The following is a 24813-nucleotide window of genomic DNA, read 5'->3' as shown; positions in this document are numbered from 1 at the left end:
TTATTTTTTATAATCTTGATTAATTTCTAATTATCTTCTTTAAATACATCGAAACCACATCAGAAAATCTAGTTATATCTCTTGAATATATAAAATCGTTTCCATATATTAACCTTTCAGCCTCAAGCTCCGATTCTTTCCCTGTGAATACTCCTAATACTAATATATTTTGTTTCCTAGCTTTTCTTACTTCATTAGCTGTATCTCTTAAACCAACTATCCCTCTATAAGCTTTTTCTCCTCTTAAGGTTCTCTCACTATTTTTTCCTATCTTTACATCATTGGGTCTTCCATCACTAAGAACTATCAAAATTTTATTTTCTTCATCTCTATTTATTAGACCACTACATATAGATTTTATAGCTAAACCATCTCTATTATTACCAGCACAAAAGTATTCAAATATATTTTCACTATTTTTTAAACTATCATCATAATCTTTAAATCTTTTTAATATTGTATAATCCAAAAAACTAGAAAATCCCATAACTCTATTTGGTATGCCAACCTCTGTTAAGGCATTTGCAATTATATACGCCTGAATTGCCACATTTCCTTGATTTCTACTTTGAGAACCACTTGCATCTAATAATATATCAATAACATACTTTCCTTTTTCATTTTCTATATCTTTATAAAATATTTTATTATTATTACTTCTACCCACTCTCCAAGCCCTATTTGCTAATATAGTTCCACAATCAGAGTATACTCTTGTTTTAGCATTTTCTTCTCTGAACCTCCCATGACTAAAGTCACAGGGTTCCTGCTTCATAGAATTTTGCATACTGAAATATGTCTTACCAATTCTCCACAGGCTATCCCCATAGTTCCTACGGTTCTTACATACATTATTTATTTTAAACTCTTATTAGTCTTAGTCCTTCTTTTAGTATATTTATACTTGCATTTATATCTCTATCGTGAGTTTCATTACAACAAGGACAAATCCATTCTCTTATACTTAAATTCTTCATTTCCTTGTTTTTGTGCCCACATTTATTGCATATTTGTGAACTTGCAAAGAACTTACCTACCTTTACAATTTGTCTATCATACCAATTAGCCTTGTATTCTAATTGACGAATAAATTCTGACCATGACACATCAGAAATTAGGCGAGATAGTTTACTATTTCTAGTCATATTCTTTACTTGTAATTCCTCTATGCAAATAATATCATTCTCTCGTATTAATTTGGTAGATAGTTTTTGTAGAAAATCCTTCCTTTGATTAGCTATATGTTCTTGAAGTCTTGCAACTTTTAATCTTGCTTTATTTCTATTTAAACTACCAATTGTTTTTCTCGATAATTCTCTTTGTAATTTAGCAAGTTTATTTAATGACTTCTTAAGATACTTAGGATTTTCTATAAAGTCTCCACAACTTGAGATACAAAATTCTTTAACTCCTAAATCTAAACCTATCTGATTATTAGTATTTTCAAATGCTTTAATATCTATATCAGTACAACATAATGATACATAATATTTTCCACTTGGTTCTTTGGATATAGTAGCATTAAGTATTCTTCCTTGAGGTACTTGTTTATCCCTTACTTTAACCATTCCAAGTTTAGGTAATTTTATATATTGACCAAGGTGCATAATATTTCCATTTGTAAAGTTCGTTCTATATGAAAATCTATTAGTTTTTTTTGATTTAAATTTAGGAAATCCTGCATTTTCTTTAAAGAATTTTTTATATGCGTTTTCTAAATCTTTTAAGGTGTTTTGTAGTGAAAATTTATCAGGTTCTTTAAGCCACTCTAACTCTTTTTTTAAGTTGGTCAAATCAGAACTACATAGTTTATAAGTAAAAGTTTCTTTATTGTTTTCATAAACTTCTATTTTTTTAGCAAGATATTTATTATATACAAATCTACAACATCCAAAAGTTTTGTTAATTAACTCTTGCTGTTTTTTATTTGGATACATTCTAAACTTATAAGCTTTTTCCACTACTATCACCTCACTTTAATTGCTTTTTATGATTATTAATATACATATCTGAGTAACTTCTATTTTTCATCACTCATTATAATATTAACAAACGTAATTATCTAAAACAATTATTTCGAAGGTTTTATATTTATTTCTAAATAACATATGTAAAAACCGTAAGTCCTAACTTTTATCATTTTTGAGGTTGTCGTTCACATAAGTTCGCTACTACCTATGCAGTTCTCTTATGAACTTCTTACACTTTCATGTAAGCACAGACTATATCTTATCCTTCGGCATTATCCGTTAAGGTCTACCCACTTCCACTACCGATAACTTGTAGTGTACTTCCCTCAGGAGGAATAGTCGTTGAAGTTTCTCCTATTCGGAGCTTACCTGCTGATTGCCCATTTTAAAGTACTTAGGGTTTAACCTTATACCATCTAACCAATTTTTTCTACTTTCGTAACTTTCACACTTAGGTTTATTTCATCCTTATGTTTTAGTTTGGTTAGCTTTAGGGGTTTCCAGCAATTCAAGTAGTATTGGATAGGTTCTATCCTATCTCTACATATAAGTTTCCCCATATGCTGACTATTTTAGCTACTAACTCACGACTAAAGTCACAAGTGTGCGTAGCTATTTTTTAATCAAAATTCTAGCTAGACTTTCTTTTAATCTCTTTATCTGCTGTCTATACATTCTAGCATGTTCTCTAAATTTCCCTAAATTATTTTCTTTTTGCCTTGTCACATATTTTAACTGGAATACATTATTACACTCACTTCTAAGAACTCCATCTGTAAAGTGTATTCTACACCCTTCATGAACATTTCTACAATTTTGTGTTTCAATCTTCTTAATTTCACCTTTACTCAAATAAGTTTTCCCATAATAATGTTCTATCTTTGAATATATCTTATTTGCAGTCTCTTCATCAACATATATTACTCTGTCTGCTGAATTGCTAGATTGAGAATCCTCAAAATCTCCTACTCCCTCTATAAGCATAGATGAAGATATAGAGTCTATATCACTTTCAATAATATTTTCTTCTTCATCACTATAAAGTTCTTCATACATAAAATCAGCAAATGTATCAAAATTTACATCAACATCTTTTACATTATTTTCATCATATGTAGAACTACTTTCTTCTCCATTTAACATATATTCAAAATAAGTTAAATATATAACATCTAATGCTTTTAAAATCTCCATAATATCTTGATTTGTATCTATATTCTTTATGTCATTAACTATTCTTCTAGTTAGGCTATCTAATGCTGGATGCTTGTCCATATTATAAAGTACAAAGGCATATTTAATTTTATCCATAATATTGTCATTGTGTATTTTGGTAAAACGTGAAACAATATCTTTATAAGCATTTCTTCTTATATCTTCTATCCCTGGTCTATCTTTAATAGCCTTTTCTTCAACTATTGTATTTAATATGACTTGAATCAGACCCAATATAATATCTTTGTCATATCCTTTTCGTATTCTATTTGTAAGGTATTTTTTTACTATGTCCCAATCTACATACTTTCTTCTAGCACCTGCAATTATTGCAAAATATAAACCTATTTCTTTTGAAGAATAATCTTTTTCTGATATATCTATACTTTCATTGTAATCTCCAGCTATTGTCCAAGATAAATTATTTGCTCTGTTTTCAAATTCATAATCATCATATATCCATTTCATAATCTCACCTATATTAAATATGACTTATTGGAAATACATCTATACTCTCCCATTTATTAGGTATTCTAGTTTTAATTACATCTCCAACCATTTCTTTCTCATATATATCGAAGGTCTTTCCTGTAAGTCCCATGTTAATTGCAAGAGTTGGTTTCAACCCTCTTCTTATAGTCTTAAGTGATGCCATGAGACCACGCAAGTCAATAGCTTTACTAGATATTTCACCATTTTGAGACTTCAACTGTAAATCTAGAAATATTCCTGCAAAATGCATTAATTTTTCTTCATCAGCATCTGGAAATTCATTTTTTAAAATCATCATCAACTTATCTTCTTCTATAGGAGGAATATCTATTACCATAAATCTAGATACTAGTGCCTCATTAAGTTCTTTTGTTCCTGCATATTCATAATTCATAGTTCCAATAAATCTCGTTGCTGGATGCAGATTTACTCTTTCATATCCAGGAACATCAATCAGTCTTCTATAATCTAAAGCTGAATGTACTACAACTACAGCATCATTCTTTGCCATATTAATTTCATCAAATACACCAAATCCCCCATTGATGGCACATTCATAAACAGAACCCCTTCTAAGCTTAACTTCATTATCTATAAATGTGTCTGTACCTATAAGTGTTGAACTATCTGTATTTATGTGAAATGATGTATTCCATTGAGGTCTATTAAATATCTCACCCAAGTTGTCAGCAAGTAAGTTTTTTCCTGTTGCTTTTGGTCCTGATAATAATATATTTTCTTCTTCCAAAATAGCTGCTATACACATAGACAAAATATCTCTTCCATAAAAATAAGTTTTAGACTTAGTTACCCTGTATTCTAAATCTTTCTCTAGAGCATAATAACGTCTAAAATATAGTACATCTTCAATAAGTTTCTCATCTACCCCTTGTACCCTTAGATTATCTATTATATCCATATTCTTACCCCTTTTATATAAATAGTATTTGTTTCATTTCTTAACACCATTTTAGCATAAAAGGATATAAGGTGACTAACATATAAATTATTGTATTATTCTCTCTTTTATATTTATTATCTTGACAAGACTGATTTATAGACCTATACTGTACTTAACCAACAAGTACAGTAAGTACAGTATAGGAGGATTAAATGGAAATAATCATTAGTAATAGTAGTGATAAACCTATATATGAACAAATATGTTTGCAGATTAAAAGTCTTATAATGAATGGAACATTATCTGCTGGTGAGATGCTACCATCTATGAGAAGTCTAGCAAAAGATTTACATATAAGTGTAATTACTGTTCAACGGGCATACGAGGATTTAACTCGTGATGGATTTATTGAAACTGTGTCTGGTAAAGGTAGTTTTGTATCTAGTCAAAATAAAGAGTTCATCCAAGAAGAACAGTTACGAATAGCAGAAGAATTATTGCAAAAAGTTTCAGAAATTGGTCGAACACATGGTATATCTTATGAGCAGATGACCAATATTCTCAAATTATTCTATGAAGATTAAGGGGATGTAAACTATGGAAAAGAATAATGTTTTAGTTCAAAACTTATATAAAAATTTTGATGATTTTTCATTAAAAGATGTTTCATTTTGTATTCCAAAAGGTAGAATTGTCGGCTTTATTGGAGAGAATGGAGCTGGTAAAAGTACCACAATTAATTTGATACTGAATGAATTGAAAAAAGATGCTGGAAAAATTGAGATATTTGGGGTAGACAATGCAACGTATTCAATTAAAAATGATATTGGTATTGTCTTTGATGAGTGCAATTTCCATGATATTTTTACTGTAAAACATATCAGTAAAATACTATCTGGCATATATACGTCATGGGATGATACACTTTATCAACATTATCTAGAAAAATTCAAGCTTCCATTAAAAAAAACTATTGGCTCATTTTCCAAAGGAATGAAAATGAAACTTTCTATTATATGTGCTATGGCTCATAGACCAAAACTTCTAATTTTAGATGAAGCAACAACTGGGCTTGACCCTGTTAGTAGAGATGAAATATTGGATTTGTTTTTGGAATTCATACAAGATGAAGAACACTCTATTTTCTTTTCATCCCATATCACATCAGATATACAAAAAATTGCAGATTATGTAATACTAATTCATAAAGGAGAAATTGTTTTTGAAGAACAAAAAGATAACTTAATCTACAATTATGGAATTATTAGATGTGGAAAAGAAAAATTTAAAACTATCTCACAAGATGATTATCTTATTTGCAAACAGACAAATATGAGTATAGAATGCTTAGTTGATGATAAAGAAACTGCAAGAAGAAAATATAAGGATGTAGTTGTTGATAATGCGACATTGGAAGATATTATGCTTTTCTATATTAAAGGAGGAATATTATGCGAGGATTAATTTACAAAGACTTCTATCTTTTTTTTAAAAGTATTGATAAGAAACTTATTATAATTGCAATATTGGCTATTATCCTTCTCATTATGAATATGGGGATATATGCTGGATTAATGACTTCAATTATGTTTTCTATTTCAGTAGGTATGCAAAACATTATAAGTTTTGCAAGTGATGAGAATGTAAACTGGAAAAAATATCAATTAGCTATGCCTGTTAGTGGATATTCTGTAGTGGCAAGCAAATATATTTCTGTTATATGCACATTGGTTTTTAGTTTATCTGGAAGCATTATATTTAGTTTGATGAGCAGTATTTTCTATGGTAATTTTGAAATCAGTATATTGAGCTTATCTATTATTGCAGCAATTATTTTGCCACTTACTTGTACTGCTATTTGCTTACCTCTTACATATTGGTTTGGTTTCCGTTCAGCACAAACAATAGGATTACTTTTCGTCGTTCCTATTTTCTATTTTATCAAATATTTTGAGGATGGACCTGGACTTTCTACCATTATGACTTCTACTCAATCCTATTTGTTGATGGCTTTCACTACAGTTATAGTCTTATTCATTGTTTCTTTTGTAATAAGTGTACTTGGATATTCAAGAAAAAATAGCTGTATATAAAAATAAAGCTGATAATTAATTGCTCTTAACTACTACTCAATATGTCATTTCATTATTAAATTTAACTTATTCATTACAATTTGACATTAAATATCCCCGTTTCTACATTGTACTAAAAACGGGGATTTTGATTATTAGAAATTATCTCAAACACTTAAATCTTACAGTAAGTATAAAAAATGATGAAAAAATCTATTAATTTTTTATAATCTTAACTTATGATGTTTTTTATGTATATATGACTTAATAGTAAATCCAATAAGAATTAAAACTATTGGTATAATTAGAACTAGGAATTTATAATCATTATAATGGGACATTATTTTTACCCAACTCTCTGAGAAAATATACCCTATGCTAATTAGTGAAGTATTCCATATGGTAATTCCTACAATAGATGATACTACAAAAGTTATAATATTCTGACCTGCTATACCTGCTATAAAAGATATGTATGTTCTACATAATGGAATTAATCTACATACACAAACAGAAATAGAAGAATATTTATTAAAATAGTCCTGAGATGCAAATATTCCTTTCTTTGTCTTTGGACAAATCTCTACTATTTTATTTATGATAGATTTCCCACCCCAATTTCCTACTGTATAACAAAATATTGACCCAAGTATACCTGCAATTATACTCAAAATCAAAATTGTCAAAAACCCAAAATGATTCCTTGCGGCAATTGCTCCACATAATGGCAATACAACTTCGCTAGGTAATGGAAAACAAGCATACTCAATCATAATTAATACAAATACAGAGATTAATCCATATTGTAGAATAAAACTATTGATTACAGACACTTACTTATCTATCTCCTTTCTTATTTAAAAGTACATATCTATAAGAGCTCGCCACTCTATATTTAAAGAATCAATCTCTTTAAACTATTATATGTATTTATACAAAGTATTTATAACATACTTTGAAAATAGTACTTTAAAAATAAGAAACTTATATAAATAAAAAAGATTACGTGGCTACGTCCTACTCTCCCAGGCAGTTTCCCACCAAGTACCATCAGCGCTAGAGAGCTTAACTTCTGTGTTCGGAATGGGAACAGGTGTATCCTCTCTGCTATTGTAACCACATAATCTTTATGCTTAATATTTCTATTAAGTTTTTAGAATCTAGTAATACTAGTTTCTTTAGAGTTAACACTCTAAAAACTACACATATATTTTATTGAATGGACATCAAATAATTTGGTCAAGTCCTCGACCTATTAGTATCGATAAGCTAAATACATTGCTGCACTTACACCTTCGACCTATCAACCAGATAGTCTCTCTGGGGTCTTACCCTTGCGGTGGGAAATCTTATCTTGAAGTTGGCTTCGCGCTTAGATGCTTTCAGCGCTTATCCATTCCGTACATAGCTACCCAGCCATGCCCTTGGCAGAACAACTGGTACACCAGAGGTACGTCCATCCCGGTCCTCTCGTACTAAGGACAGGTCTTCTCAAATTTCCTACGCCTGCGACGGATAGGGACCGAACTGTCTCACGACGTTCTGAACCCAGCTCGCGTACCACTTTAATGGGCGAACAGCCCAACCCTTGGGACCTACTACAGCCCCAGGATGTGATGAGCCGACATCGAGGTGCCAAACCTCCCCGTCGATGTGGACTCTTGGGGGAGATAAGCCTGTTATCCCCAGGGTAGCTTTTATCCGTTGAGCGATGGCCCTTCCACGCAGAACCACCGGATCACTAAGTCCGATTTTCATCCTTGCTCGACCTGTATGTCTTGCAATCAAGCTCTCTTTTGCCTTTACACTCTACGTACGATTTCCGACCGTACTGAGAGAACCTTTGAGCGCCTCCGTTACCTTTTGGGAGGCGACCGCCCCAGTCAAACTGCCCACCTGACAGTGTCCCAAGACCAGATTCATGGCCTATGGTTAGAGTCCCAGTACTACAAGGGTGGTATCCCAAGGATGGCTCCGCCAAAACTGGCGTCCTGGTTTCAAAGCCTCCCACCTATCCTGTACATGTAGTACCAAGACCCAATGTCAAGCTACAGTAAAGCTCCATGGGGTCTTTCCGTCCTGTCGCAGGTATCCGGCATCTTCACCGGAATTACAATTTCACCGAGTCTGTTGTTGAGACAGTGCCCAAATCGTTACGCCTTTCGTGCGGGTCGGAACTTACCCGACAAGGAATTTCGCTACCTTAGGACCGTTATAGTTACGGCCGCCGTTTACTGGGGCTTAAGTTCACTGCTTCGATTGCTCTAACAGATCCCCTTAACCTTCCAGCACCGGGCAGGCGTCAGCTCCTATACATCGTCTTGCGACTTAGCAGAAACCTATGTTTTTGGTAAACAGTCGCTTGGGCCTATTCTCTGCGGCCACCGGATGGTGGCACCCCTTATCCCTAAGTTACGGGGTCATTTTGCCGAGTTCCTTAACAACAGTTCTCTCGCGGGCCTTAGGATACTCTCCTCACCCACCTGTGTCGGTTTGCGGTACGGGTACCTTTAACCTCGATAGAGACTTTTCTTGACAGTGTGAAATCAGCTACTTCGCTACTAAATTTCGCTCCCCATCACATCCCAGCATTATCAAAGCGGATTTACCTACTCTGACTGCCTCAATGCTTGGGCACACATAACCAACAGTGTGCTTAGCTTATCCTACTGTGTCATCCCATCTCTCAAACGGTTATCGGTAGTACAGGAATATCAACCTGTTGTCCATCACCTACGCCTTTCGGCCTCAGCTTAGGTCCCGACTAACCCAGGGCGGACGAACCTTCCCCTGGAAACCTTGGGTTTACGGCCTGTGGGATTCTCACCCACATCTCGCTACTCATGCCAACATTCTCACTCCCATACTGTCCACATGTCCTTACGGTCATGCTTCAACCCGTATGGGAAGCTCCCCTACCCATCATAATGATGCCGTAGCTTCGGTAGTAAGTTTTAGCCCCGGAAATCTTCGGCGCAGGATCACTCGACCAGTGAGCTATTACGCACTCTTTGAATGAGTGGCTGCTTCTAAGCCAACATCCTGGTTGTCTGTGCAATCCCACATCCTTTACCACTTAACTTACATTTAGGGACCTTAGCTGACGATCTGGGCTGTTGCCCTTTCGACTATGAATCTTATCACCCACAGTCTGACTCCCAAGTATAAGATGACGGCATTCGGAGTTTGATAGTCTTCGGTAGGTGCAATACCCCCTAGGACATTCAGTGCTCTACCTCCGTATCTCTCACCTTGAGGCTAGCCCTAAAGCTATTTCGGGGAGAACCAGCTATCTCCGGGCTCGATTGGAATTTCACCGCTACCCACAAGTCATCCCCGAGCTTTTCAACGCTCGTGGGTTCGGACCTCCACGAAATTTTACTTTCGCTTCATCCTGCTCATGGGTAGGTCGCCCGGTTTCGGGTCTACGTCAAGTAACTGAACGCTCAGTTAAAACTCGCTTTCGCTACGGCTCCACACCTTAAGTGCTTAACCTTGCTACTTAACGTAACTCGTTGGCCCGTTCTACAAAAAGTACGCGGTCACACAAGAAATGTGCTTCCACAGCTTGTAAGTGCAGGGTTTCAGGTTCTATTTCACTCCCCTCCCGGGGTTCTTTTCACCTTTCCCTCACGGTACTATACGCTATCGGTCACTAGGTAGTATTTAGCCTTGGAGGGTGGTCCCTCCTGCTTCCCACAGGGTTTCACGTGTCCCGTGGTACTCTGGATCATATCTAAAGTCTTCTCGTTTAACATACAGGACTATTACCTTCTGTGGTGGGTCTTTCCAAACCTCTTCAATTACGATACCTCTTCGTTATGATATGTCCGCAACCCCAATAAAGAAAACTTTATTGGTTTGGGCTCTTCCGCGTTCGCTCGCCGCTACTTACGGAATCGAATTTCTTTCTCTTCCTTCAGGTACTTAGATGTTTCAGTTCCCTGAGTTCCCCTCATTAAGCTATGTATTCACTTAATGATACTTAGACATTACTCTAAGTGAGTTTCCTCATTCGGAAATCTTCGGATCAAAGTTTACGTGCAACTCCCCGAAGCTTATCGCAGCTTATCACGTCCTTCATCGGCTCCTAGTGCCAAGGCATCCGCCCTGCACCCTTAATAACTTGACCAGTTAAAAAGGTTTGATAGATTAAAGTCTATCAACTTGATAATTTTTAAAAGTTATCAGCTTTATATATTACAAATTAGATGTCATATCACTAAATATATATGCAGTTTTCAAAGTGCTAACGCACGTCGCCAACAAACAAACTTCGCATACGCTCAGCTTATTCTGTTGCTTAAAGTGCTAACGCACAGCGCCAACGGATAAATCCCGTTGCTTTAAGTGCTAGTTTTGAGTATTCGTAAAAACGAACCCTCAAAATTAAACAGTAGGTAATTCTCCTTAGAAAGGAGGTGATCCAGCCGCACCTTCCGATACGGCTACCTTGTTACGACTTCACCCCAGTTATTGATTCCACCTTCGACGACTTCTTCCAAAAGGTTAGATAATCGGCTTCGGGCGTCTCCAACTCCCGTGGTGTGACGGGCGGTGTGTACAAGACCCGGGAACGCATTCACCGCAGCATTCTGATCTGCGATTACTAGTAACTCCAGCTTCATGTAGGCGAGTTTCAGCCTACAATCCGAACTGAGAGTAGCTTTAAGGGATTAGCTCCACCTTACGGCTTGGCAACCCTCTGTACTACCCATTGTAGCACGTGTGTAGCCCTAAGCATAAGGGGCATGATGATTTGACGTCATCCCCACCTTCCTCCAGGTTATCCCTGGCAGTCTCTCTAGAGTGCCCAACTTAATGATGGCAACTAAAGACAAGGGTTGCGCTCGTTGCGGGACTTAACCCAACATCTCACGACACGAGCTGACGACAACCATGCACCACCTGTCACCAATGTCCCCGAAGGGAACTCTCCGATTAAGGAGATGTCATTGGGATGTCAAGCTTAGGTAAGGTTCTTCGCGTTGCTTCGAATTAAACCACATGCTCCGCTACTTGTGCGGGTCCCCGTCAATTCCTTTGAGTTTCACTCTTGCGAGCGTACTTCCCAGGCGGAGTACTTAATGCGTTAGCTGCGGCACCGAGGGGGGTAACCCCCGACACCTAGTACTCATCGTTTACAGCGTGGACTACCAGGGTATCTAATCCTGTTTGCTCCCCACGCTTTCGTGCCTCAGCGTCAGTTACAGTCCAGAGAGCCGCCTTCGCAACTGGTGTTCCTCCTAATATCTACGCATTTCACCGCTACACTAGGAATTCCACTCTCCTCTCCTGCACTCAAGTCTCCCAGTTTCAAGAGCTTACTACGGTTGAGCCGTAGCCTTTCACTCCTGACTTGAAAGACCGCCTACGCACCCTTTACGCCCAGTAAATCCGGATAACGCTAGCCCCCTACGTATTACCGCGGCTGCTGGCACGTAGTTAGCCGGGGCTTCCTCCTCAAGTACCGTCATTATCTTCCTTGAGGACAGAGTTTTACGACCCGAAGGCCTTCATCACTCACGCGGCGTTGCTGCATCAGGCTTTCGCCCATTGTGCAATATTCCCCACTGCTGCCTCCCGTAGGAGTTTGGACCGTGTCTCAGTTCCAATGTGGCCGATCACCCTCTCAGGTCGGCTACTGATCGTCGCCTTGGTAAGCCGTTACCTTACCAACTAGCTAATCAGACGCGGGTCCATCCTGTACTGGCTCACCTTTGATATTCAAGAGATGCCTCTCAAATATGTTATCCCGTATTAGCATACCTTTCGGTATGTTATCCGTGTGTACAGGGTAGGTTACCCACGCGTTACTCACCCGTCCGCCGCTCTTTACCGAAGTAAATCGCTCAACTTGCATGTGTTAGGCACGCCGCCAGCGTTCATCCTGAGCCAGGATCAAACTCTCAAATAAAAGTTTATCAGGCTCAGATACTATTGTTATCAAAATATCTGGCTTTATGGTTTGTTTCTTGTTTTATAAATTAACCTACTGTTTAATTTTCAAAGTTCATTTTTCATGTTTGCCCTTTTCTTAAGGACAAGTAATACTGTATCATCTTAAAAATAATTCGTCAACACTTTTTAAAATTATTTTTTAAAACTTTTTAATTCTTTATATTACGTATTTCGCTGAATAGTAGCTATATCATAGGATTAACGACTTTTTATACAGATATTTTCTTATAAATTTATAATTATCAATCTACACATTTATAATTATTATGATTCTTATTTCTTCATATAAGCTTAGTAATATACATGAATCATCTATATATAAGTAAAAAATATATACCACATAAGACCATTAAATCAAAATAATAGATATAGGTTTATATACAAAAGAAAAAGTATCAATAGATTAAAAATAAACTTATTGATACTTCTCTTTATAATTATATATTTCATTACTGTATTACTATACGTTTTTCTATAATAGTATATATTTAAATAGTATATGTTTATATTTATACTTTATCTCATAGCCCTCATAGCATTTATTACTGCTATAAGTGCTACCCCTACATCAGCAAATATAGCTTCCCACATAGTAGCTATTCCTCCAGCTCCTAATATCATAACTATAATTTTTACTCCTAAAGCAAATATTATATTTTGCCATACTATTTTATTAGTCTTATTTGCTATCTCAATTGCTTTAGATATTTTACTAGGCTCATCCGTCATAAGAACTACATCTGCTGCTTCAATTGCTGCATCTGAACCTAGACCTCCCATTGCTATACCAACATCAGCACGAGCTAGTACTGGAGCATCATTTATTCCATCACCTACAAAGGCTATTTTTTCTTTTTCAGTTCTTCCTTCATATAAAGATTCTAATCTATCAACTTTTTCATTAGGAAGTAAATTTGAATAAACTGTATCTAATTCTAATTCTTTAGCGATATTTTTTGCTACTTTCTCATTATCTCCAGTTAACATTACAACTTCTTTTATTCCTATTGATTTTAAACTTCTTATAGCATTTTTACTATCTTCTTTTACTTCATCTGATATAACTATATAACCTCTGTATACTTTATCAACAGCAATATAGACTACTGTACCCACTTCTTTAGCTGGTGAATAGGATATATTCTCCTTCTTCATAAGTTTCTCATTACCTGCTAATATAAGTTTTCCATTATGCTTTACTCTGATTCCATAAGCTGCTATTTCCTCATAGCTATCTATTGTATCTAAATCAATTTTTTTACTGTAGTAACTTAATATAGATTTAGCTATTGGATGATTTGAGTTTACTTCTGCAATAGCTGCAAATTCTAGTAACTCTTCTTCTGATATACCTTCAGGATTTAATTTAGTTACATTAAACACACCTTTAGTAAGTGTTCCTGTTTTATCAAATACTACAGTATCTACACTTCTTAAAGCTTCTAAATAGTTACTTCCCTTAATAAGGATACCATTTTTAGATGCAAATCCAATTCCACTAAAGAAACTAAGTGGTATTGATAAAACTAGTGCACAAGGGCAAGAAACAACTAAGAATATCAACCCTCTATACACCCAATCACTAAATACCTCACCAGAGATTACAAGTGGTGGCACAAATGCTATCAATAAAGCAGCTATTACTACTACTGGAGTATAATATCTTGAAAATTTAGATATGAAGTTTTCTGTTTTTGATTTTTTAATACTAGAATTTTCAACAAGGTCAAGTATTTTTGAAACTGTTGACTCTCCAAAACTCTTTGTAACTTCAATACTCAATAAAGCATTCTTATTTATAACACCAGATAAAATTTCATCACCTTTTTCAACTTCTCTCAGTACTGATTCACCTGTAAGTGCAGAAGTATCTAGCATAGAAACTCCATCCACTACTACCCCATCTAGTGGTACTTTTTCACCAGGTTTTACTACTATTATATCTCCCACATTTACTTCTTCTGGTGAAACTACCTTAACTTCAGAATTAACTTTCAGATTTGCATAATCTGGTCTTATTTGCATAAGTGAAGTTATAGACTTTCTGGACTTACCAACTGCAACACCTTGTAAATATTCTCCTATTTTATAGAATAGCATAACCCCTACTGCTTCTGATAATTCTCCTATTAATAATGCTCCTACTGTAGCCAGAGCCATCAAGAAGTTTTCATCAAATACTCTTCCTTTTGATATGTTTCTTATTGCTCTTAAAAGTACATCGCCACCTACTATTACATAAGCAACTATAAATACTATATTACTAAATTGACTTTCATAACCTGTAGCTGTTTGATATATACCAAATATATATACAAGAGCTCCAATTATAAGTGGAATTAATTCTTTCTTATTTGTATCATTTGCACTCACTGCTTTCTCAGAAGTTCTCGGCCCTGTTTTGACCTTAGACTCCACTTGTATATCAAGTCCTGGTTCTGTTGAATCTATTATTTCTTTTATTTTGTTTATAACACTATCTTCTTCAAAGTCATTAAGTATATTTACTGTAAGTTTTTTATTTACAAAGTTTAAATTAGAAGATTCAACTTCTTTTAATTTAGAAACTTTATTGTTAATCTCTTCTGCACAATGTGCACAGTTTAATCCTCCTAATATAAGTTCTTTTTTAATTGATGTCCTATTAGATGTATTTTCTTTAGAACTTATTTGTATATCAAGACCTGGTTCTGTTGAATCTATTATGTCTATTATCTTTTCTATAGTATTATCTTCATTGGAACTATTCTCTATATTTACTGTAAGCTTTTTATTTATAAAATTCAAATTGGAAGACTTAACTTCTTGTAACTTAGAAACTTTATTGTTAATCTCTTCTGCACAATGTGCACAATTTAATCCTCCCAATATAAATTCTTTTTTAATTATATTATTTGCTTCCATATATATTCACTCCTCTCTGTTATCATTTATAAGTCTCTCTAATATGGTTTAATCCACAATCAAATATTTGGCTTATATGACTATCATCTAATGAGTAATACACTGTCTTTCCTTCTCTTCTAAACTTTACTAATCTTGCCTGCTTTAATACTCTAAGTTGATGAGATATTGCAGAGTGAGTCATATTTAATAAACTTGCTATATCACATACACACATTTCATTTGCAAATAATGCATACAATATCTTTACTCTAGTAGTATCTCCAAATACTTTAAATAACTCTGCTAAATCATATAACATTTCTTCATCTGGCATAGTCGATTTAGCTTCTGTTACTATTTCTTCATGTATTACATTACAATTACAATCATTTATCTCTTCTCTCATTTTTAATCCTCCATTATTTTAATATATGAATAACTGTTCATATGTTCATTATATTCCATCACTTCTAAATTTGCAACAATAATTTTTATTTATTTAATAACAATTAGAATGCACATATTATCACCTTTTTTAATATATATATTATTAGAATAAGTTTTTGTAAACTTTTTTATAGTTTTCTAGGAGGTGCAAGTTTAATATGAGTAACAAGAAAAAAAAGGATTTAGACAATAGTTACATGCCTTACTTAGACCCAGCTAACTATGCAGATTATATTACTAATGAAGAAATTCCCCAAGATGAATTGAGAAATGACCCACAAATTTCTAATGGTTATACAAAGATACCTAATAATCAGAATGTAAATAATATTTATCCTAACAGCGCAAATAATTATCCTAAAAGTAGTAATTCTCCAAACAACTTGCCTAACACAAATAATACATCCGGAAATATGAATTACAACACATCTGCTTCAAATAATATGCCTAATAACATGAACTATAATGCATCTAATAATATGGGTATGCCTAACAATATGTCTGGCAATATAAATAATAACATGGGCATGCCTAACAATATGTCTGGCAATATGAATAATAACATGGGTATGCCTAACAATATGTCTGGCAATATGAATAATAACATGGGTATGCCTAACAATATGTCTGGCAATATGAATAATAATAACATGGGTATGCCTAACAATATGTCTGGCAATATGAATAATAACATGGGTATGCCTAACAATATGTCTGGTAATATGAATAATAACATGGGTATGCCTAACAGTATGTCTGGCAATATGAATAATAACATGGGATGGAATATGAACAATAATATGGGTATTCCTAACTTCTCATGTAATCAAAATATGCCTCCTAATGTACTTATGATGATACCAGGTGTCATATGTCATAATACAATGCAAGGTATGCCTGTAGTTATGCCTAGTACTATGCCTCCTAGTATATTTCCTACTCCTTATGGTTCTAGTAATATGACTATGCAAGGAATACCACAAAATACTAATATTGAGGAATTTGATGAGGAAGAAATGTAAAATATTTTTTAAGTAATTTTAAGTAAATTGTATAAGACATCAATAATTGGCCATAATAATAAATGTATTCCTCATAATATTCCCCCAATATTATTATAGGTATAGAGAGTTGACTGAATATACTTTTATTCGGTCAACAAATATTAACATAATCTAATAAAATAAATATAAAAAAATCAGATAAAATTAAATTTTATCTGATTTTTTTGCTTGTTGGCATTTTCTTCTTTTTAAATTATCAGTAATATTTAGGTAACAACCTCTATCATGATTACTTGGATTTTTCGGTTATTTATCAACTACAATACAAATCTTTTTGGCTTTCTATTAAGTTAATTAGTTATATGTTATAATGACTCTAACAAGCTACTATTATATTTAATAGGAGGCATCACTTTGAATAAATTATGTATGTTTTACTTCTCTGGAACTGGCATGACAGAATATATAATTAATAAACTAAAGCAAGAATTTGAAAATCAACAATTTTGTGTTGAGTGTACAAAAATAGAAAATATTAAAAAATCTAAAATTCATTTGACATCATATGATATGGTAGGAATAGCTTACCCTGTACATTCTTTTAATGCACCTCAGATTGTATTAGATTTTGTAAAAACTTTGCCTAACACACACTCTATGGATACATTTATAATACATACAGCAGGTGAAGACAATCATATGAATTATGCGTCCTCAAATTTATTAATCAAAAGATTAGATGCTAAAGGTTTCAAAGTATTTTATAATAAATTGTTTGCTATGCCATCAAATTTTATGGTCAAATATGATGATACAAAAACAAGAGAGCTTATTGATAAAGCAGATAAAGAAATACATAATACTGTACATAATTTAATTAATCGAATTTCATACCTTCCAAATAGTAGCACTTTAGTAAAAACACTATCCTTTATTGGTAGGTCAGAATGGTATGGAGCTCATATCTTAGGTAAATTTTTTTATGTCAAAAATAATTGCATACACTGTTCTAAATGCGCCAATAATTGTCCTAAACACAACATAAATATTACAAAAGATAAAGTTAAGTTTAATTGGAGTTGTTGCTTGTGTATGAGATGTATTTATAATTGTCCTGAAAATGCAATTAATATACATCAACCATTTAAATTTATCCGTTTTAATAACTGGTATGATTCTAACCTATTCACAAAAAAATAGAGATTAAAAAATAAAATGTATTTAATATCTTGTAAATTAACTCGTATATATAATACATACTAAAAATTAATATTGGTAAATAATATGAGGAGAATTATAAATTTTTTTATTTTTCTAATAAACTGTATAAAATTTTAATAATTGACCACAATAATAAATGTATTCCTCATAATATTCCCCCAATATTATAGAAATTAATTTAAGCGAGATTAAATTCAGTTAATCTCGCTTAAATAATGCCCAAAAATATTATTCCAAAAAATCATCAAAATCTATTGAACCTGATTCTGCAAAATCATATAACGCATTTTGTTCAAAGAAAAAATTCTCTTCAAACTTTATATATTTACTATAGTTAGCTTGACTTATCTCATTAATATAATTGCAATCATTTTCATTATAAGTGCCAATAAAAAGTTTATTTCCCATTAAGTAATATATAGCTTTCATATCATTATTTATTATATACACATTTTCTTTAACATGGTCATTATTAAAATTAAATCTAGTAAAAAATATACCTTCATTCATATAACTTTTTAATAAAAATGGATTATCTCTATAAAATACTTTAGCAAATTCTTCAGATGAGTTTACACTATAAACACTTACAAATTCATTCTTAGAAATCTCATCAAATACCTCAAAATCATACATTGCTTCTTTATCTGTTACCAATAAAGAATTAATCTTAAAACCAGTTTCATTACATTTACTTATACAAAAAGCAATTTTACAGATATAATATCCATCATTGTCTTCATATAAGGCTTCACTTATATACCTACCTTGACCTTTACCACTTACCACATTTTTGAGCAATGTGCCATTTATATTTGTAATATGCATATTTGCAATCTCATCACTACCAGAAAAATATTTTAAACTTTCCCTATCCCATGCTATAAATCGCATAGTCATGTAGTTTATAAATTCAACTTCTTCATCAACTCTTTTACATATTTTGTTATATAATTTTTCTATAGTTAAATTTGTTTTATAATTTTTTATAATATCAATGTACTCAACTTTATCTCCTGGCAATAACTTGTCATAGTAAAGATTTTTATTCCCAAAATGAGAGACTAAAAACAAAGATTCATCCTTTGTTAATTCAACTCTATCTGAACCAAATCCGCCCATTAATCTTTCTTCTTCCATGTAAGCTTCTTCTTGTGTTGGATTTTTTAAACTTACATAATCTGCTAAACCTAATCCCTCTGCATCTAATAGAAAATATTGACAGAAGTGATTATTTTTATCATCTATCCAATTTATTATAAGACCTAAACTACCCATAAGTCTAGAATTCGTAACCTTTGCAAAATTAAAATTCATATAATCACACCCTTTAGACTTTAAAATATTTGTTTTTTAATATATAAATTATTATACATATATTTTAACAACTTAGATACAATTTATAATATAATATAAGGAAATGATTAATTGAGGTGGTCTTATGAAAAATATAGCAGCTTTTTTTGATATAGATGGTACTCTTTATAGAGACTCTCTTATGGTTGAACATTTTAAGAAATTAATTAAATACGATATAATTGACCAAAAAAATTGGTATAAACATGCTAGAGACACTTTTATGGATTGGGATAAAAGACAAGGTAATTATGATGATTATCTATTGGAAATATGTGACCTTTATGTCGATTCATTAAAAGGATTAGATAAAACCTGTATTAATTTTACAAGTGACCAAGTAATTAAATTAAAAGCAGATAGAGTTTATAAATACACACGTTCAAGAATCGATTGGCATCTAAATCAAGGTCATATAGTCATATTCATATCTGGTAGCCCTGGATTTCTGGTTGAAAAAATGGCAAAAAAATATAATGTAACTGATTTTCTAGGAAGTGACTATGTATTTGAAAATGGTATATTTACAGGAACAGTTATTCCAATGTGGGATTCTATAAGTAAGAATAATGCTATAAACGATTTTGTTGTAAAGTATGATTTAGACTTATCAAACTCATATGCTTATGGTGATACTAATGGTGATATAAATATGTTAAAAAGAGTTGGAAATCCAATTGCAATAAATCCAACAAAGGAACTTTTAGCTCAAATATCACTTGATAATGAAATTTCTAAAAATGTTGAAATAATAGTAGAAAGAAAAGATATTATTTACTCTTTATCTACAGATGTAAATATAGTAGATATTTAATTTATATTATATCTTTTAAAATAAACCATTCTATCTAATATATAAAAAGCTTTGACTAAAAATCAAAGCTTTTTATATATTAATACCAAGTATATATTAAATTTATTTTTAAATATAAATACATATTTAGATACATTATTTATATTTATTTAAATTACAATTCCATTAAAATTAAATATAAAAATCAACTCTTATTTTTAAATAGCATCTTTCTTAGCTTATTATTGTAATAACTTATAAAAGAGCTATAAACATAGTCATATACTATAAAGGCTACTTCAAATGAACCTATAATAAAAATATTTATTGGGATATAAACTATTGTTCTTAATAAAAAATACAATATAAGTATCATTATATTTGCAAATACTAACTTCATGAAATATTCAATATATATTGCCCTATCTTTTTCTATAAGATATTTTGCAATACCATATATTCCAAATGTAAGTGAATACACAATCCATTGAGACTTACTTACCATCACTATAAATCCCAAAACTATAGAACCTATATAAAAAGCAATTCCACTCTTAAATCCCCATTCCATTATTACAATTGATACTAAAAGTGATGCTACTCCCATAATGAACAATGTATTTATAGGAATAATATTTGTAAGAGTCAACAATATCACATTTAATGCTAATAAAACTCCTCCATAAGCAACTTTTATACTCATATTTATCATCCTAACAACAAGTTATTAAATCTCCTCCAAAGCATTCACAACATGAATCTAGACACCAAAGTTTAGCACAGTTTTCACAACAATCATCACCTAGACAACAGCAACAATCATCACAACAACAGCAACATCCACCTAAATCATTACGTCTTCTTCTATTATAGTTATCAGCTCTATTGTTATATTCATTTCTATATTCTGTATAACTTCTAAGTGCCTCACTATATTCATGATTTTCTGGCTCCATAAATTTTGCTCTTTTTAAGAAGTCTTCTCCTTCTTCATAATATCCTATGTTCATTGCAGAAAAACCAGTTAGATAATACCATTCTGCACACTTGTCACTCAACGACTTTAAAAAATCATATGCTTTTCTAAATTCACTATTTTCTATAAAAGCTCTTGCTCTCATAAAGTTTTCATTATTATAAGTATTACTGTACATTCTTTCCACCTCTGCTTTCTAATATATTCATATATCTTAAATAAACACCAGAATAAATTATATTTTCTATTATCCCGACATTTGTATTTAGATTTAAATTATCAATTCCTCTAGCTAAAAATCCCAATGATGTTACAATTATTTTTTTTACCTTTTGTTTTAACTCATCGTTTTTATCTACATATTCTATAAAAGGATTGTATCTTCCTTTCTTAAAATCTTCATCTAAATCTTCATATGCATCTAGTAGATATATATACTTACCTATATTAAAGCCTATCATTCTTAAGTTTCTCTCATTTTCATCTTTTTTATAGGCAAACACTTCACCCATTATATTTCCAAATGTATTAGATACTTCATCTATATTTATATTGTTTTCCTTTTCTAACTTATTTAATTCATTTAGCTGTTGTTTTATATACTCTGCTTTTTCGGGATACTTTTCATATGCTAAGTTTAATTTGTTTTTATATATATAATATGCTAATTTATCTTTTATGCGTTTATCATCCATTAAATTATCTTCCAATTTATAATATGTTAAAAGAATATTCATACTTGCTGCATATTCTGTAATATCATTTGTAATTACCTTTTTCTTTTTAAATGGATTAACTATACATGCTTCCTCTGTATTTATAGATTCTGGCTTATATACTGAAGTTAATAAAATAATTAAAAATGTTATATCGTAATTCAGAGAAAATCTAGAGATTTCTCCATGATTTCTTTTTAAATATTTACATAGACCACAGTAATAAGCTTTATAATGGTCATATTCTCTAAATGTTAAATCCATTTTGTTTATTTTAACATATCCAAACATAAATACTCCTTTTTGTACTACTTTTTATATAAATTATATATAGTATAACACTTTTTATCAAGATTATATAATTTACAGTATTCTAAGAAACTTTAAAAATACCTTCTAATCATTGTATCTTAGATTGAAAATAATTAGAAGGTTAAGTTAAAAATAATATTAAATTATATACTTATACTAATTCATGCACATAATCTTACTTACATTAACTTGATTTTTAGATAATTGGAATATATTCGAAATTGCCTATAGTATCCTTTAATTCCTTTTTTGCTTTACCTACAATAGATTCATCAAGCATTACATCACTTATTGAACATGCTATAGCTTTAGATGCTAATAACATTGCTTTAAATCCCATATTAGAACCTGCACTAGCACAAGATTGCCATGTATGAGCAGAAATGCCAATAGGCCAAACTGAGCAAGAGCATTGTGCTGTAGGAGTTATATAACTAACATCTCCAATATCTAATGATAATGATATACAGTTATTATGAGTAAAAGTATCATCTGTAACTTCATCATGTAAAGCCATTCTAGTAATATCTTTGTTTCCACTTAATACACTAGAAACACTAATTCTTTTATCTATAGAAACTGTTTTAGCTAATTCTTCTGCAAAATAGTAGTCATTTTCATCATAATTTTGAGTTCCTATCAATTTCATATTTTGTGATAGAATATCTGTTAATATTGTATTTGGAATATAGTCATATACTCCACTTATAATATTATATTCCATACTAGTACCTGTCATCAGTGCTGCTCCTTTTGCTATATCAACCACTCTATCAAATACATCTCTTACATGTTCCATTTTCACACCTCTTATGTAATACCATACTTCTGCGAAATTTGGAACTATGTTTGGCATTTTTCCACCATTAGTAGTTACATAATGTACTCTACAACTATCAAATATATGCTCTCTTAAATAGTTACAACCTATGTTCATAAGTTCTACTGCATCAAGTGCACTTCTTCCATTATAAGGAGCTTGTGCCGCATGAGCACTAATTCCATTATATCTAAATTTTACAGAATAATTAGCAAGGGTTGGAATCCTTATTGGAGTATTTATATCAAATGGATGCCAACTAAATGCACAATCTATCCCATCAAAAAAACCTTTTTTTATCATTAATACCTTTCCAGACAAATCTTCCTCTGCGGGACACCCATAGTACTTTATAGTTCCTTTAATCTTTTTTAGTTTGATTAGTTCTTTTATCGCAACTACAGCCCCCATTGAACCTGTACCAAGTAAGTTATGTCCACATCCATGACCTGCACCACTCTCTAAAATAGGTTCTTTTGTAATGGATATTTTTTGAGATAAACCATCCAAAGCATCATATTCTCCTAAAACTGCTATAACTGGTTTACCTTCTCCATAACTAGCTACAAATCCTGTATCCATACCTTCTAATTCATCTATATTAAAATCATACTTTCTTAAATATTCTTTTTGTAAGTTTGAAGCATAATATTCTTTATATTGAAGTTCTGGATTTTCCCATATCTTATCTGATATATCCCTTAACTCTTCTTGTATCTCATCTATATATTGCATTAAAAATTTTTTATTTAAATCTTTCATATTAATTGTATAATCCTCCTTAAATCAGATACTTTATACTTAACTAATTAAAATAGCTAATTTTAAAATATATTCTACTTTATAATCATTCTATAAAATAAAACCTCTTGACTTGTAAGCTTCACTTTATCAAGTAAGAGGTTTTCAAATTTTATAAAATTTTTAACATGTTAACCAGTCTAGCATGTTAACCCATAATTTATTATAGTACTTCCAATCAGTAAATTCTTTAGGTCCCCAATGAGGTGCACAGTCAGAACTAAATATAGCAGATTTTCCTTTTCCAAACTCCCCAACTGCCACAAATGGGTCTCCTCCAATTGTTGCTAATACAGGACAATTATCTCTGGCAACTGTCTTGTTATATCCTAAAAACTTCGGCCAGTCTTTTGGAATATCTTTCAATACTGGATGCTCAGAATCGACAACTACTGGAATTATTCCTGCTGGTTTTTCTACTCTATCATCTTTATCTATCATAGTTATTGGTAATACATCTTTTATAGCAGTTTCTCCAAATCTAGCTTTTGCATCTATACCTGTAAATGACATGTATCCACCTACCATAATTAATGCTCCACCATTATTTACATACTCTTTGATTAGTTCAAGTCTATCTGGATTACTATTACAATCTATAAAAGTGCTATTAGATAGTAAGAAAGTGTTAGAACCTATATCAGACAATATTATACAATCATACTCATCTAATTCTTCTAATGTATATGGGAAACTATCTGCTGCTACATGTGCAGGCATATGAACTGTCTCATATCCTCCAGATTCTATTGCTTCTTTTAACCACTTTACAGCTTCTTCGTAGTGAGTTGTAACAAATGTATCAAACCCTTTTATATGAGTTATATTTTTTACCCAAGATTCCCCTACTATTAATACTTTTTTCATTTA

General features: G+C 32.0%; 19 protein-coding genes and 3 rRNA genes. 6 read left to right on the top strand and 16 right to left on the bottom strand.

Annotated features, from left to right (window positions below; genetic code table 11):
• Positions 1 to 19 precede the first annotated feature (19 nt).
• The 4 genes from ACTG46_RS02145 to ACTG46_RS02130 all read right to left on the bottom strand — a co-directional run bounded on the left by ACTG46_RS02145 (position 20) and on the right by ACTG46_RS02130 (position 4596).
• Entirely contained in the window at positions 20 to 775 is a 756-nt protein-coding gene (locus tag ACTG46_RS02145; RefSeq protein WP_479923506.1) for a cobaltochelatase CobT-related protein, read from the bottom strand.
• An 85-nt stretch (positions 776 to 860) separates the two neighbouring features.
• Entirely contained in the window at positions 861 to 1970 is a 1110-nt protein-coding gene (gene tnpB / locus ACTG46_RS02140) for an IS200/IS605 family element RNA-guided endonuclease TnpB (protein ID WP_479923505.1), read from the bottom strand.
• Positions 1971 to 2582: 612 nt separating this feature from the next.
• Positions 2583 to 3653 (bottom strand): hypothetical protein, encoded by a 1071-nt coding sequence (locus ACTG46_RS02135; protein WP_479923504.1) that lies wholly within the window; start codon positions 3651 to 3653, stop codon positions 2583 to 2585.
• 13 nt (positions 3654 to 3666) lie between these two features.
• Positions 3667 to 4596: an AAA family ATPase gene (locus ACTG46_RS02130; RefSeq protein WP_054268999.1), complete on the bottom strand. Its 930-nt coding sequence runs from the start codon at positions 4594 to 4596 to the stop codon at positions 3667 to 3669.
• A gap of 194 nt (positions 4597 to 4790) precedes the next feature.
• Here ACTG46_RS02130 and ACTG46_RS02125 point away from each other — a divergent pair, with 194 nt between their 5' ends.
• From ACTG46_RS02125 to ACTG46_RS02115, 3 genes are read left to right on the top strand one after another with little or no spacing between them, the layout of a single operon-like run.
• Entirely contained in the window at positions 4791 to 5162 is a 372-nt protein-coding gene (locus tag ACTG46_RS02125) for a GntR family transcriptional regulator (protein WP_054268998.1), read from the top strand.
• A 13-nt stretch (positions 5163 to 5175) separates the two neighbouring features.
• Positions 5176 to 6042 (top strand): ABC transporter ATP-binding protein, encoded by an 867-nt coding sequence (locus ACTG46_RS02120; protein ID WP_054275706.1) that lies wholly within the window; start codon positions 5176 to 5178, stop codon positions 6040 to 6042.
• Positions 6030 to 6671: an ABC-2 transporter permease gene (locus ACTG46_RS02115; protein ID WP_479923503.1), complete on the top strand. Its 642-nt coding sequence runs from the start codon at positions 6030 to 6032 to the stop codon at positions 6669 to 6671. Before ACTG46_RS02120 ends, ACTG46_RS02115 begins: the two co-directional genes overlap by 13 nt.
• Positions 6672 to 6874: 203 nt before the next feature.
• Here ACTG46_RS02115 and ACTG46_RS02110 read toward each other — a convergent pair whose 3' ends face one another.
• The 6 genes from ACTG46_RS02110 to ACTG46_RS02085 form a co-directional block, all read right to left on the bottom strand.
• On the bottom strand, positions 6875 to 7483 hold the full coding sequence (locus ACTG46_RS02110) for a DedA family protein (RefSeq protein ID WP_479923502.1): 609 nt from the start codon (positions 7481 to 7483) through the stop codon (positions 6875 to 6877).
• A gap of 171 nt (positions 7484 to 7654) precedes the next feature.
• Positions 7655 to 7771: ribosomal RNA gene (gene rrf, locus ACTG46_RS02105) — 5S ribosomal RNA — on the bottom strand.
• A gap of 114 nt (positions 7772 to 7885) precedes the next feature.
• Positions 7886 to 10782, bottom strand: a 23S ribosomal RNA gene (locus ACTG46_RS02100).
• Positions 10783 to 11064: 282 nt separating this feature from the next.
• A 16S ribosomal RNA gene (locus ACTG46_RS02095) occupies positions 11065 to 12567 on the bottom strand.
• Together the 16S, 23S and 5S rRNA genes form the textbook arrangement of a ribosomal RNA operon.
• Positions 12568 to 13127: 560 nt before the next feature.
• Complete coding sequence (locus ACTG46_RS02090; RefSeq protein WP_479923501.1) at positions 13128 to 15515, bottom strand: heavy metal translocating P-type ATPase; 2388 nt, start codon at positions 15513 to 15515, stop codon at positions 13128 to 13130.
• 22 nt (positions 15516 to 15537) lie between these two features.
• Positions 15538 to 15903 (bottom strand): ArsR/SmtB family transcription factor, encoded by a 366-nt coding sequence (locus tag ACTG46_RS02085; protein WP_054268993.1) that lies wholly within the window; start codon positions 15901 to 15903, stop codon positions 15538 to 15540.
• Positions 15904 to 16102: 199 nt separating this feature from the next.
• Between ACTG46_RS02085 and ACTG46_RS02080 the strand changes: the two genes are divergently transcribed.
• Positions 16103 to 16966, top strand: coding sequence for a hypothetical protein (locus ACTG46_RS02080; RefSeq protein ID WP_479923500.1), 864 nt, complete (start codon positions 16103 to 16105; stop codon positions 16964 to 16966).
• Positions 16967 to 17362: 396 nt separating this feature from the next.
• Positions 17363 to 18148 (top strand): EFR1 family ferrodoxin, encoded by a 786-nt coding sequence (locus ACTG46_RS02075; RefSeq protein ID WP_167641072.1) that lies wholly within the window; start codon positions 17363 to 17365, stop codon positions 18146 to 18148.
• 249 nt (positions 18149 to 18397) lie between these two features.
• Here the strand turns inward: ACTG46_RS02075 and ACTG46_RS02070 are convergent, their stop codons facing one another.
• Positions 18398 to 19486, bottom strand: coding sequence for a hypothetical protein (locus tag ACTG46_RS02070; RefSeq protein WP_479923499.1), 1089 nt, complete (start codon positions 19484 to 19486; stop codon positions 18398 to 18400).
• Between the two features lie 124 nt (positions 19487 to 19610).
• Between ACTG46_RS02070 and ACTG46_RS02065 the strand changes: the two genes are divergently transcribed.
• Entirely contained in the window at positions 19611 to 20339 is a 729-nt protein-coding gene (locus ACTG46_RS02065) for an HAD family hydrolase (protein WP_479923498.1), read from the top strand.
• Positions 20340 to 20523: 184 nt separating this feature from the next.
• On the opposite strand, the gene ACTG46_RS02060 is transcribed toward ACTG46_RS02065, so the two are convergent.
• From ACTG46_RS02060 to ACTG46_RS02040, 5 genes are all read right to left on the bottom strand, one after another.
• Positions 20524 to 21021, bottom strand: coding sequence for a hypothetical protein (locus ACTG46_RS02060; protein WP_479923497.1), 498 nt, complete (start codon positions 21019 to 21021; stop codon positions 20524 to 20526).
• A 10-nt stretch (positions 21022 to 21031) separates the two neighbouring features.
• Positions 21032 to 21472 (bottom strand): hypothetical protein, encoded by a 441-nt coding sequence (locus ACTG46_RS02055; protein ID WP_074179321.1) that lies wholly within the window; start codon positions 21470 to 21472, stop codon positions 21032 to 21034.
• On the bottom strand, positions 21462 to 22301 hold the full coding sequence (locus ACTG46_RS02050) for a DUF5685 family protein (protein ID WP_054268908.1): 840 nt from the start codon (positions 22299 to 22301) through the stop codon (positions 21462 to 21464). The genes ACTG46_RS02055 and ACTG46_RS02050 overlap by 11 nt, the downstream gene beginning before the upstream one ends.
• Positions 22302 to 22518: 217 nt before the next feature.
• The gene (locus tag ACTG46_RS02045) at positions 22519 to 23904 is read right to left on the bottom strand and encodes a M20 family metallopeptidase (protein ID WP_479923496.1); all 1386 of its coding nucleotides are present in this window, start codon (positions 23902 to 23904) and stop codon (positions 22519 to 22521) included.
• Positions 23905 to 24066: 162 nt separating this feature from the next.
• A complete protein-coding gene (locus tag ACTG46_RS02040; RefSeq protein WP_054268906.1) occupies positions 24067 to 24810 on the bottom strand; it encodes a glutamine amidotransferase in 744 nt (247 codons plus the stop codon).
• Positions 24811 to 24813 lie beyond the last annotated feature (3 nt).

The organism is Clostridioides sp. LIBA-7678 (genome assembly GCF_056716065.1).
This window is presented reverse-complemented; position numbering and strand designations above follow the sequence as displayed.

Coding starts and splice junctions, on each gene's coding strand:
- ACTG46_RS02145 (WP_479923506.1), bottom strand. CDS start 775: ATGAAGCAGGAACCCTGTGACTTTAGTCATGGGAGGTTCAGAGAAGAA.
- ACTG46_RS02135 (WP_479923504.1), bottom strand. CDS start 3,653: ATGAAATGGATATATGATGATTATGAATTTGAAAACAGAGCAAATAAT.
- ACTG46_RS02130 (WP_054268999.1), bottom strand. CDS start 4,596: ATGGATATAATAGATAATCTAAGGGTACAAGGGGTAGATGAGAAACTT.
- ACTG46_RS02125 (WP_054268998.1), top strand. CDS start 4,791: ATGGAAATAATCATTAGTAATAGTAGTGATAAACCTATATATGAACAA.
- ACTG46_RS02120 (WP_054275706.1), top strand. CDS start 5,176: ATGGAAAAGAATAATGTTTTAGTTCAAAACTTATATAAAAATTTTGAT.
- ACTG46_RS02115 (WP_479923503.1), top strand. CDS start 6,030: ATGCGAGGATTAATTTACAAAGACTTCTATCTTTTTTTTAAAAGTATT.
- ACTG46_RS02090 (WP_479923501.1), bottom strand. CDS start 15,515: ATGGAAGCAAATAATATAATTAAAAAAGAATTTATATTGGGAGGATTA.
- ACTG46_RS02085 (WP_054268993.1), bottom strand. CDS start 15,903: ATGAGAGAAGAGATAAATGATTGTAATTGTAATGTAATACATGAAGAA.
- ACTG46_RS02080 (WP_479923500.1), top strand. CDS start 16,103: ATGAGTAACAAGAAAAAAAAGGATTTAGACAATAGTTACATGCCTTAC.
- ACTG46_RS02070 (WP_479923499.1), bottom strand. CDS start 19,486: ATGAATTTTAATTTTGCAAAGGTTACGAATTCTAGACTTATGGGTAGT.
- ACTG46_RS02065 (WP_479923498.1), top strand. CDS start 19,611: ATGAAAAATATAGCAGCTTTTTTTGATATAGATGGTACTCTTTATAGA.
- ACTG46_RS02060 (WP_479923497.1), bottom strand. CDS start 21,021: ATGAGTATAAAAGTTGCTTATGGAGGAGTTTTATTAGCATTAAATGTG.
- ACTG46_RS02055 (WP_074179321.1), bottom strand. CDS start 21,472: ATGTACAGTAATACTTATAATAATGAAAACTTTATGAGAGCAAGAGCT.
- ACTG46_RS02050 (WP_054268908.1), bottom strand. CDS start 22,301: ATGTTTGGATATGTTAAAATAAACAAAATGGATTTAACATTTAGAGAA.
- ACTG46_RS02045 (WP_479923496.1), bottom strand. CDS start 23,904: ATGAAAGATTTAAATAAAAAATTTTTAATGCAATATATAGATGAGATA.
- ACTG46_RS02040 (WP_054268906.1), bottom strand. CDS start 24,810: ATGAAAAAAGTATTAATAGTAGGGGAATCTTGGGTAAAAAATATAACT.